A 10,964-nucleotide genomic window follows, 5' to 3' on the forward strand; every position below is an offset into this window, starting at 1 on the left:
GCGGGCCCCGCCACGACCACGCCCAGCAGGTCCCGCGCCCGCCGCCGCTCGCTCGCGCCGAGTCCGCGCGCGCCCGCCAGCATCGCCGCGAACACGGGCAGCCCGAGCAGGGTGACCGCGAGGCCCGCGCCGAGCGAGAACAGCGTGACGGCGAAGACGAATCCGGCGACGGCCACCGGCAGCGACGTCAGGACGTACCCGAACGTGCGGAAGGTGGGAGCGGCGAAGGGGGCCCGCCAGAAGCCGGGGCGGGACGTGCGGAAGGCGGGGCCCTTGTGTGCCCGCTCCGGCCGCGTGCGGGCGGGAGCGGTGGTGCGGGGGAGGGTGTCGATCGTCATGGCGGGCCTCGTCCTCGTCTCTGCGCGGCAACCGCGCCGTGTCGGCGCCGTTGCTGCGCCGTGCCTGCGCCGCGTCTGAGCCGTCTGTCGGTCGTCGTCTGTCGGTCGTCGTCTTCGCTGATGTCCTCAACTCTGCTGCGTACGCGGCTCGCAGGGCATGGGGCGAAGCGGTGTCCTGGGGTGTACCTAGGCCCCCTGTGACGCTGCCGCCGTGCGGCACACGGCCTGCGGCACACGCCCTGCGGCACACGCCCTGCGGCACACGGCCTGCGGCAGACGCCCTGCGGCACACGCCCTGCGGCGAACGGTCAGGATTCGAGAAGCGCGGCCCCCGGCTGCGCGCCTAGCGTGGCCGGCATGGCCATCACCTTGTACGCGAGCTTCCTCCCGCACGACGACCCGGACGCCTGCGCCGCGTTCTACCGGGACCTGCTCGGCTTCGAGGTCCGCGGTGACGTCGGGTACGACGGGCTGCGCTGGATCACCGTCGGGCCCGTGGGGCAGCCGGACACGTCGCTCGTGCTGGAGCCGCCCGCGCTCGGCCCCGGGATCACCGACACCGAGCGCCGCACCGTCGTGGAGATGATGGCCAAGGGCACCTACGCCGCCCTCGTCCTGGCCACCGACGACCTGGACGGAGTCTTCGCACGGCTGCTGGACTGGGACGCGGAGATCGTCCAGGAGCCCACCGAGCAGCCGCACGGCGTCAGGGACTGTGCCGTACGCGATCCCGCGGGCAATCTGATCCGCATCCAGGAGCAGCGCCGAACGGGCGAGTCCGCCCACAGGGAGACGACACCACGATGAGCAGCACGAAGAGAGCGGGCGACGGCCGGTCGCCCGCGTCGCACGCCGCCGACAGCCACGAGTGCATCCGGGTGCACGGCGCGCGCGAGAACAACCTCAAGGACGTCAGCATCGAGATCCCGAAGCGCCGCCTCACGGTGTTCACCGGCGTCTCCGGGTCGGGCAAGAGCTCGCTGGTGTTCAACACGATCGCCGCCGAGTCGCAGCGGCTCATCAACGAGACGTACAGCTCCTTCGTACAGGGCTTCATGCCGACGGCGGCGCGGCCCGAGGTCGACGTGCTCGACGGACTGACGACCGCGATCAGCGTCGACCAGCAGCGGATGGGCGGCGACCCCCGCTCCACCGTCGGCACCGCCACCGACGCCAACGCGATGCTGCGCATCCTCTTCAGCCGCCTCGGCGAGCCGCACATCGGCCCGCCCGGCGCGTACTCCTTCAACACCGCGTCCGTCCGGGCGAGCGGCGGCATCACCGTCGACCGGGGCACCGACAGGACGAAGACGGTGAAGGCGACCTTCCACCGCGTCGGCGGCATGTGCACGCACTGCGAGGGCCGGGGCACGGTCTCCGACATCGACCTCACCCAGCTGTACGACGACTCCAAGTCCATCGCGGAGGGCGCCTTCACCATCCCCGGCTGGAAGTCGGACAACGTGTGGACGGTCGGGATCTACGCCGAGTCGGGTTTCCTCGACCCGCACAAGCCGATCCGCGGGTACACCCAGCAGGAGATGCAGGACTTCCTCCACAGGGAGCCGACGAAGGTCAAGGTCAACGGCGTCAACCTCACGTACGAGGGCCTGATCCCGAAGATCCAGAAGTCGTTTCTGTCCAAGGACAAGGAAGCGATGCAGCCGCACATCCGGGCGTTCGTGGAGCGCGCGGTCACCTTCGCCACCTGCCCCGAGTGCGACGGCTCCCGGCTCAGCGAGGGCGCCAGGTCCTCGAAGATCAGGAAGATCTCGATCGCCGACGCCTGCGCGATGGAGATCAGGGACCTGGCCGAGTGGGTCCGCGGCCTGTCCGAGCCGTCGGTGCAACCGCTCCTCGCCGCGCTTCAGCGCACCCTGGACTCGTTCGTCGAGATCGGCCTCGGCTATCTCGCGCTCGACCGTTCCGCGGGCTCGCTGTCGGGCGGCGAGGCACAGCGCGTCAAGATGATCCGCCACCTCGGCTCCTCCCTCACCGACGTCACGTACGTCTTCGACGAGCCCACGATCGGGCTGCACCCGCACGACATCCAGCGCATGAACGACCTGCTCCTGCGCCTGCGGGACAAGGGCAACACGGTGCTCGTGGTGGAGCACAAGCCGGAGGCGATCGCGATCGCCGACCACGTCGTGGACCTCGGGCCCGGCGCCGGTACGGCGGGCGGCACCGTCTGCTTCGAGGGCACCGTCGAGGGGCTGCGGGCCAGCGACACCGTCACCGGCCGGCACCTCGACGACCGGGCCGCCCTGAAGGAGGTGGTGCGGGCGCACACCGGGGCGCTGAAGATCCGCGGAGCCACGGCGAACAACCTGCGGGACGTCGCCGTCGACGTCCCCCTCGGCGTCCTCTGCGTCGTCACCGGCGTCGCGGGCTCCGGCAAGAGCTCCCTGATCCACGGCTCGATCCCCGCCGACGCGGGCGTGGTGGCCGTCGACCAGACCCCCATCAAGGGTTCCCGGCGCAGCAACCCGGCGACGTACACGGGCCTCCTGGAACCGATCCGCAAGGCGTTCGCCAAGGCCAACGGCGTCAAGCCGGCCCTGTTCAGCGCCAACTCCGAGGGCGCCTGCCCCACCTGCAACGGCGCCGGCGTCCTCTACACCGACCTCGGCATGATGGCGGGGGTCGCCACGCCCTGCGAGGACTGCGAGGGCAAGCGGTTCCAGCCCTCGGTCCTCGAGTACCGCTTCGGCGGGCGCGACATCAGCGAGGTGCTCGCGATGTCCGTGTCCGAGGCCGAGGAGTTCTTCGCAGCGGGCGAGGCGCGCACGCCCGCCGCCCACCGCGTCCTCACCCGCCTCACGGACGTCGGACTCGGCTACCTCACCCTCGGCCAGCCCCTCACCACCCTGTCGGGCGGCGAACGGCAGCGCCTCAAGCTCGCCACGCACATGGCGGACAAGGCCGGCGACAAGCCCGTCCTCGTACTCGACGAGCCCACGACCGGCCTCCACCTCGCCGACGTCGAACAGCTCCTCGGCCTCCTCGACCGCCTCGTCGACTCCGGCAGGTCCGTCATCGTCATCGAGCACCACCAGGCGGTGATGGCCCACGCCGACTGGATCATCGACCTGGGCCCCGGCGCGGGCCACGACGGCGGCAAGGTCGTCTTCGAGGGCACCCCGCAGGAACTGGTGACGTCGCGGTCGACGCTGACGGGGGAGCATCTGGCGGCGTACGTGGGCCGCGCCTGACCCGGACAACGCGACGGGCCCCACCGCGCAGGCGGGGCCCACGGCGCACGCGGGGCCCACCGCACACGTCGAAGGGCCCCACCGCGAACGGTGGGGCCCTTCGACATCGTGCCCGGTGAGGCACTGGCGGAGGATACGAGATTCGAACTCGTGAGGGGTTGCCCGCAACACGCTTTCCAAATGTTCGTCCGGGGGTTCTGGCGCGTACGGCCACGTCCTGACCTGCGGTGCAGCTGGTCCGGGGGGCTGAACGGTGCTGTACGCCGGTGAACGCAACCAGAACTGCGACCACGGAAATGGAGCAGCGTGAGTGTGTCCAGCTGTTGCTCGTGGTTCCTGGTCAGCGGGGGATCGCCTCCTTACTCCCCGTTCTGCGACCAGGCCGCGGTAAGCGCGGTGACCGGGTCGTAGTCGGCTGGTGCCGCGGGCCACCATTCGCCGTCTTCGTCCCGGAGGTAGGCGTACCAGCGGGCGTCGGGGCCCAGACGCAGCTGGATGCCCTGGTGGGTGAGGGTGAGGCGGTTGCGCCAGGTTCTGAGGGGTGCGGGGGAGTCGGTCATCTCGGCGAGGGCCGCGTCCAGGGCGGTGCGGGCGGCCTTCATCACCGTCGAGTCGGGGGCGTAGGGCTGTTCGGCGACGGTGATGCCCGTAGGACCGCCGTGGCGCCAGGCGCGGGTGAGGCGTGCGAAGGCAGTGGGTTTGACGCCGGTGCTCTGGATCAGGTGGTGGAACCACTCGGGCCCGGGGTTGCTTGCGGCGATGCGGACGGCGTCCTGGTGCTGGGTCAGGTGCAGGTCGGCGGTGTCGCCCGCGAGGAGCCGGGAGGCGCGCGCGGTGGCGTCGGCCATGAGGCGCTCCAGGTCCGCGGCGGTCGGACCGGTGCCGGGTGGTGGGGTGACGGGCAGTGCTGTGGTGTGGGCGGCGGGTTCCGGGAGCCCGGGCAGTTCGGGGGGCTCTTCGACCCAGCGGGCGTACGCGGCGGCGGCCGGGATGCCGGCCGGTGCCGGTGGGGCGGCGGTCTCCTGTGCTGCCGTACGGAGTGCGCGCAGCCGGGCGAGGACCTCCTCGCGACCGCGGCCGCGCAGCGCGAAGAGCACGAACGGGTCGGCGTCGATGGTGGCGGCGATGGCGTAGCAGAGCGCGGCGGCGTGTTTGCAGGGGTAGCCCCAGTCGGGGCAGGAGCATTCGGGATCGAGTTCGGTGGGCTGCGGGAGCAGGGGGACGCCTGCTCGGTGGGCGTCGTTGACGAGTTCGGCGGGCATCTCGCCGTCGAGGAGGGCGGCGAGATGCCCGGCTCGGGCGGCGATGGTGTCGAGGAGAGTGCCCCATTGGGCGTCGGTGAGGACGGGCAGGTGGACGGCGGAGCGGTAGGGGCGGGGCCTGCTGCCGTCGACGGCGGCTTTGACCTGGCCGGGGGCGATGGTGACGGCGCCGACCATGCCCTGGCGGGCGTAGGTGCGTCCGCGGGACAGGCGCCCCGAGTCCAGAGTGGAGTCCTCCAGGGCCGTCACCCATGCCTGGCCCCACCAGGTAGCGGCGAAAGCATGCCTGCCGCGGGCGGGCGCACGGCGCTGGCCGGGAAACGAAGGGCTCATGTCTGCCTCCCCAGGGCGACGAGTTCGGCGAGGTCGGCATCGGACAGTTCGGTCAGGGCGGCCTCACCGGAGCCGACGACGGCGTCGGCGAGTGCGCGCTTGGACTCGAGAAGCTTCGCCACCTTGTCCTCCACGGTGCCCTCCGCGAGGAGTTTGTGGACCTGTACGGCCTTGTCCTGGCCGATGCGGTAGGCGCGGTCGGTGGCCTGGTCCTCTACGGCCGGGTTCCACCAGCGGTCGTAGTGCACGACGTGGGTGGCGCGGGTGAGGTTGAGGCCGGTGCCCGCGGCCTTGAGGGAGAGCAGGAACACCGGCGTCTCGCCGTGCTGGAAGCGGTCCACCATCTCCTCGCGCGCGGTGACGGGGGTACCGCCGTGCAGGAAGAGGGTGGGCACTCCTCGCTCTGCGAGATGCTTCTCCAGCAGGGTCGCCATCTGCTTGTACTGGGTGAAGACCAGCACCGACTCGCCCTCGGCGATGATGGTGTCGATCAGTTCGTCGAGCAGGTCGAGCTTGCCGGACCGGCCGCGCAGCGGTGCCGACTGGCGCAGGTACTGGGCGGGGTGGTTGCAGATCTGCTTCAGCGCGGTGAGGAGCTTCAGAACCAGACCGCGGCGGGCGATGCCCTCGGCTTGGGCGATCTTCGCCATGGTTTCGCGGACCACTGCCTCGTACAGGCTTGCCTGCTCGGCGGTCAGAGGCACGACACGGTCGGTTTCGGTCTTGGCGGGCAGTTCGGGTGCGATGCCCGGGTCGGACTTCCTGCGGCGCAGCAGGAACGGGCGGACAAGACGGGACAGCCGGTCGGCAGCCTGTGGGTCCTCGCCCGACTCGATCGCTCGGGCGTGCCGGTCGCGGAAGGCCGTGAGCGGGCCGAGGAGTCCGGGGGTGGTCCAGTCGAGCAGCGCCCACAGTTCGGAGAGGTTGTTCTCCACGGGGGTGCCGGTGAGGGCGACGCGGGCGCGGGCGGGCAGGGCGCGCAGCTCACGGGCGGTGACGGCGTAGGGGTTCTTGACGTGCTGTGCCTCGTCGGCGGCGATCAGCGACCATGCGTGCTCGGTGAGGGTCTCCCGGTCGCGGCGCAGGACGCCGTAGGTGACCAGGACGATCTCGTCACCGGCGAGGTCCTTCAGGTGTCGGTCGCCGCCGTGGTAGCGGCGCACGGGGATGGAAGGCGCGAACCTGGCGGCCTCGCGCTGCCAGTTGCCGAGCAGAGAGGTGGGGCAGGCGACGAGCGTGGGGCCGGCGGTGGCGGGGTCGGTCTGGCGGTGCAGGTGCAGAGCGAGCAGGGTGATGGTCTTGCCCAGGCCCATGTCGTCGGCGAGGCAGCCGCCGAGGCCGAGCGCGCACATCTCGGCCAGCCAGGCCAGGCCCCGCTTCTGGTACTCGCGCAACGTGGCCTTGAGGGCGGCGGGCTGGGGCACGGGGGTGCGGGACTCGGGGTCGCGGATACGAGCGACCAAGTCGCCGAGCGCACCGACCGCCGCACAGGGGACCCGGTCACCGTCCCGCTCGGCCTCGCCGGTCAGCGCGGCGCTCAACGCCTCCATGGGGGTGAGCGGTTCCGTCCGGCGGCGCTTCGCGCGGGCCACCAGCTTCGGATCGGCGATCACCCACTGGTCGCGAAGCCGGACGAGGGGACGGCGCGACTCCGCGAGAGCGTCCATCTCGGCCTCGGTGAGCGGCTCGCCGCCGAAGGAGATCTGCCAGCGGAAGTCGAGGAGGGCCTCGGTGTCCAGCAGGCCGCCCGCGGTGGAACCGGGGGCGGTGCGCTGCCCGATCTCCACGGTAGCGGTGAGCGCCTTGACCAGTTCCCGCGGCCAGTGCACGTCGACACCGGCCGCGCGCAGTGCGTCCGTGGCGTCCCCGAGGAGATCGAAGGCTTCGTCGTCGGTCAACCGGAGCTGATCGGGAGCAGCATCGTCGAGCAGCCTCCGCAGAGGGGGCCAGGCGCGGGCGCCGCGGCGCAGGGCGAGAAGGGTCTCGCACTCGGCGCGTGGGCCTAGCAGCCGCTCCACTTCGGTCGGCTCGCTCCACAGTCGTGCGGCCTCGATGACGAGCGCCGGGTCCGCCGCGGTGTGCAGTTGCAGGACGGCCCGGAACTGCCGTCGGCGTCCTTCGGGTACGTCGACGCGCAGGGAGACACTGACCTCGGCGGTGAGCGCCGCCTGGGTTTCCTCGGCCCATTCACGCAAGGCGGGCACGGCGCGCGCCTCGCGCCAGGCGTACGGCAGCGCTCCCATGGCGAGCGGCGCGGCCGGCGTACGGACCAGATCATCGGCGACCGCGTCGCAGAACTGCCGTACCAGTGCGGCCGGTTCGGCGATCCGTGCCGGAGCGGGGCCGGGCTCGGGCAGGCAGTGGGCGTGTGGCGGGAAAGCGGCGGCCAGGGTGTCCAGCGTCTGGCGCTGGGCGGCGGTGCAGGGACCCACTTGCCAGGTGTCGTAACCGGCGGGGGTGAGGGCCGGGTGAAGGCGGCCGTCGGCGAGCAGCCGCAGCGCGAGGCGAGTGGCGGCCTGCCAGGCGGCGCCGGAGGGATGCGTCGGCTCCGCAGTGGCCAGGGCGGAGACAGCGACAGCGACAGGCAGCGCGTAACCCTCGACCCTGCGCCGCCTGACCGAGCGGCCGTGCGGCAGGATCAGCTCCACCGCCTCGGTCTCGAGGCCGGCGGGCGCCATACTGTCTCCGGCCGCCGCCCCGGCCGGCTTCCACAGCAGCAGCCGCCCAAGACGGGCGGGCTCACCGGGCAGGAACACCGCCGCCCAGCCGACGCCGAGCAACTCCCTCACGAAGGCGGAGGTTTCCTGCCGGGCCAGCGGCGGTGCGCTCTTTGTGCCCGTTTTCTGCTCTCGTGCGACGCCTCGTGCCACTCTCTCCCGCCCTGTCGCTTGCCGGGCCCTCCCCGGGCGCGCTCACTACCGAACCTCACCAGGCAACGTCACACGCTGGCAACCGCGGGCCTTGGCTTGACTGCTGACGACGGCGCCACGACGAAGACATGCCACTGCTGAACACAGGTGAGGCCATGAGCACCTGGGACCACCCGTCTCCGAGGGCGGGAACAGGCAGCACGTAGCGCGCATACCGCAGTATGCTTGCGAGTATGGCAGACACCACACGCATCACGGTGACACTTCCCACCGAGCAGGTAGCAGAGCTGAAGAAGATCACGGACAACATCTCCGGCTACGTGGCCGAAGCGGTCGCCAGGCAGATCCGACACCAGCTCCTGGGGGCCGACCTGCGCAGCCACACAGACGAGCACGGGGCTTTCAGTGAGGAAGAGCTGGCCGAGGCGCGGGCGCGGATCTTCGGTACGACGTCGGCCGCCGGCGGCGCGAGCGCCGCGTGAGCGGGCACATCGAGACCGTCGTCCTGGACAGCGAGGGGCTGTCGGCCTGGCTGGCGCAGGACCGGAAGGTTCTGGCGATGTTCCAGGTGTTCCACGACATGGGAGCGGACCTTGTCGTCAGCGCCAACACCATCGTGGAGGTGAGCCACGCCAGGGTGAACCTGCCCCGACTGCAATGGGCGCTCTCCCGTGTCAAGGTGGAGCCGATCACGGAGGCGGCGGCGAAGGCGGCGGCACAACTGCTCAAGGGCGCCGGTCTGCACGGACACAAGTACGCGATCGATGCCACTGTCGCGGAAGCGGCCTTGCGTCAGCCTGGCCCGGTCGCCGTCCTCACGTCTGATGTCGATGACATGACCCGGCTGTGCGGCGGCAAGGTTCGGATGATCGGGCTATGACCGCACCATCGTCCCGGGTTCATGGACGGATCCGCGTGGATCCGTCCAGAGCCAGAGTTGCCGCAGGCCGGCCCGCGATGAGTGAACCAGGCATCGACGGATGCGGCTGCGTGCGGTGTCAAAGCTCCTCAGAGTCATCGCCGGTCGCCCTGTAGGACGTGAGCGTGCGCCCTGCCTGCTTGAGAAAAAGTCCCAAATGTCGCCTCTGAATGCGACCGAAACTGCAACCACGGCACGCAGAAGAGCTGGACCGCGATGGGCGGTCCAGCTCTTCGTCTCGCCTGTTCAGGCGGCTGCGGAGGATACGAGATTCGAACTCGTGAGGGGTTGCCCCCAACACGCTTTCCAAGCGTGCGCCCTAGGCCTCTAGGCGAATCCTCCGCGGCAAACAATACAAGACGTTGAGGAGTGCTCGCGAACTCGTTCCCACCCCCCGGCATCGGCTAGGGTGGGGGCCAGCCCCTCACGCGGCGCTATCTGACTGAACTCCCCCAGGGCCGGAAGGCAGCAAGGGTAGGTCGGCTCTGGCGGGTGCGTGGGGGGCGCTTGCGTTTCCCGGGGCGGTCCTGGTTGTCAGTGGGCGCCTATAACCTCGTACACGTGTCGTCTCTCGCGCTCTACCGCCGTTACCGCCCGGAGTCGTTCGCCGAGGTCATCGGGCAGGAACATGTGACCGACCCGCTGCAGCAGGCGCTGCGGAACAACCGGGTCAACCACGCGTACCTGTTCAGTGGCCCGCGCGGCTGCGGCAAGACGACGAGCGCGCGCATCCTGGCCCGCTGTCTGAACTGTGAGCAAGGTCCCACCCCGACCCCCTGCGGCGAGTGCCAGTCCTGCCGCGACCTCGCGAGGAACGGCCCGGGTTCGATCGACGTCATCGAGATCGACGCCGCTTCGCACGGTGGTGTGGACGACGCCCGGGACCTGAGGGAGAAGGCCTTCTTCGGGCCCGCTTCCAGCCGGTACAAGATCTACATCATCGACGAGGCCCACATGGTCACGCCGGCGGGGTTCAACGCCCTGCTGAAGGTCGTCGAAGAGCCGCCGGAGCATCTGAAGTTCATCTTCGCGACGACGGAGCCCGAGAAGGTCATCGGCACCATCCGCTCGCGCACCCACCACTATCCGTTCCGGCTCGTGCCCCCCGGCACGCTGCGCGACTACCTCGCCGAGGTGTGCGGGCGCGAGGGCATGACCGTCCAGGACGGCGTGCTGCCGCTCGTCGTGCGCGCCGGTGCCGGTTCCGTGCGTGACTCCATGTCCGTCATGGACCAGCTCCTCGCGGGCGCCCGCGAGGACGGTGTGACGTACGCCATGGCCACGGGCCTGCTCGGGTACACCGACGGCTCGCTCCTCGACGCCGTCGTCGAGGCCTTCGCCTCCGGTGACGGCGCCGCCGCCTTCGAAGTCGTCGACCGCGTCATCGAGGGCGGCAACGACCCGCGCCGCTTCGTCGCCGACCTCCTGGAGCGGCTGCGGGACCTGGTGATCCTCGCCGCGGTGCCCGACGCCGCCGAGAAGGGGCTCATCGACGCCCCCGCCGACGTGGTGGAGCGGATGCAGGCCCAGGCTGGTGTCTTCGGCGGCGCCGAGCTCAGCCGCGCCGCCGACCTCGTCAACGAAGGCCTCACCGAGATGCGCGGGGCCACCTCGCCCCGCCTCCAGCTGGAGCTGATCTGCGCCCGCGTGCTGCTGCCCGCCGCGTACGACGACGCCCGCTCCGTGATGGCCCGCCTCGACCGGCTGGAGCGCGGCGGCCACTTCGCGGCCTCGGGGCCCGCCACCGCGCCCCCGATGGGGTACGTCCCCGGGCCCGAGGCCCACGCGGGCGTGCAGCAGCCGGGGGTTCCCGTGCCGCCGCCGGGCCCCGGGACGCCCGACATCCCCCCGGGCGGCGGAGCCGCCGCCGCCCGCGCCGCCGTGCGCGCCTCCGACGGACCCGCCCCCGACCCGGTTTCCGGGGCCGGCCCGGGTGCCGGGTCGGGGGCGGGTGCCGGGGCCGGCCCGGCCGTCGCGCCCTCCCCGCAGCCCCAGCCTCAGCCCCAGGCGCCCTCCCCGGCCGCCCC

The 10,964-nt window shown here is 71.4% G+C and carries 8 protein-coding genes, 1 tRNA gene, 1 other RNA gene and 1 pseudogene; 7 read left to right on the top strand and 4 right to left on the bottom strand.

Annotated features, from left to right (window positions below; all coding sequences use genetic code 11):
* Nucleotides 1–2: 2 nt before the first annotated feature.
* Nucleotides 3–176, bottom strand: a pseudogene (locus tag GPA10_RS44180) (sensor domain-containing protein); the annotation flags it as partial.
* Here GPA10_RS44180 and GPA10_RS41925 point away from each other — a divergent pair.
* The 3 genes from GPA10_RS41925 (at nucleotide 112) to GPA10_RS32840 (ending at nucleotide 3,553) form a co-directional block, all read left to right on the top strand.
* Nucleotides 112–417, top strand: coding sequence for a hypothetical protein (locus GPA10_RS41925; protein ID WP_198351777.1), 306 nt, complete (start codon nucleotides 112–114; stop codon nucleotides 415–417). The pseudogene GPA10_RS44180 and the gene GPA10_RS41925 overlap by 65 nt on opposite strands.
* 278 nt (nucleotides 418–695) lie before the next feature.
* Complete coding sequence (locus GPA10_RS32835; protein ID WP_157168624.1) at nucleotides 696–1,145, top strand: VOC family protein; 450 nt, start codon at nucleotides 696–698, stop codon at nucleotides 1,143–1,145.
* A complete protein-coding gene (locus tag GPA10_RS32840) occupies nucleotides 1,142–3,553 on the top strand; it encodes an ATP-binding cassette domain-containing protein (protein WP_157168625.1) in 2,412 nt (803 codons plus the stop codon). The genes GPA10_RS32835 and GPA10_RS32840 overlap by 4 nt, the downstream gene beginning before the upstream one ends.
* 359 nt (nucleotides 3,554–3,912) lie before the next feature.
* Here the strand turns inward: GPA10_RS32840 and GPA10_RS32845 are convergent, their stop codons facing one another.
* Together GPA10_RS32845 and GPA10_RS32850 are read right to left on the bottom strand one after the other, a co-directional pair.
* The gene (locus GPA10_RS32845; RefSeq protein ID WP_157168626.1) at nucleotides 3,913–5,148 is read right to left on the bottom strand and encodes an SWIM zinc finger family protein; all 1,236 of its coding nucleotides are present in this window, start codon (nucleotides 5,146–5,148) and stop codon (nucleotides 3,913–3,915) included.
* On the bottom strand, nucleotides 5,145–7,937 hold the full coding sequence (locus tag GPA10_RS32850; protein ID WP_343041588.1) for a DEAD/DEAH box helicase: 2,793 nt from the start codon (nucleotides 7,935–7,937) through the stop codon (nucleotides 5,145–5,147). The genes GPA10_RS32845 and GPA10_RS32850 overlap by 4 nt, the downstream gene beginning before the upstream one ends.
* Before the next feature lie 314 nt (nucleotides 7,938–8,251).
* On the opposite strand from GPA10_RS32850, the gene GPA10_RS32855 reads away from it, so the two are divergent.
* The gene (locus GPA10_RS32855; protein WP_058850160.1) at nucleotides 8,252–8,500 is read left to right on the top strand and encodes a hypothetical protein; all 249 of its coding nucleotides are present in this window, start codon (nucleotides 8,252–8,254) and stop codon (nucleotides 8,498–8,500) included.
* Nucleotides 8,497–8,898: a PIN domain-containing protein gene (locus GPA10_RS32860; RefSeq protein WP_343041589.1), complete on the top strand. Its 402-nt coding sequence runs from the start codon at nucleotides 8,497–8,499 to the stop codon at nucleotides 8,896–8,898. Before GPA10_RS32855 ends, GPA10_RS32860 begins: the two co-directional genes overlap by 4 nt.
* A gap of 296 nt (nucleotides 8,899–9,194) precedes the next feature.
* Here the strand turns inward: GPA10_RS32860 and GPA10_RS32865 are convergent.
* A tRNA-Ser gene (locus GPA10_RS32865) sits at nucleotides 9,195–9,279 on the bottom strand.
* 73 nt (nucleotides 9,280–9,352) lie between these two features.
* Here GPA10_RS32865 and ffs point away from each other — a divergent pair.
* Nucleotides 9,353–9,451: signal recognition particle sRNA small type (ffs, locus tag GPA10_RS32870), an RNA gene on the top strand.
* A gap of 47 nt (nucleotides 9,452–9,498) precedes the next feature.
* On the top strand, nucleotides 9,499–10,964 hold a 1,466-nt coding region (locus GPA10_RS32875), incomplete at its 3' end, for a DNA polymerase III subunit gamma and tau (RefSeq protein ID WP_343041590.1).

The sequence above is a fragment of the Streptomyces typhae genome, from assembly GCF_009755605.1.
Lineage (GTDB): Bacteria > Actinomycetota > Actinomycetes > Streptomycetales > Streptomycetaceae > Streptomyces > Streptomyces typhae.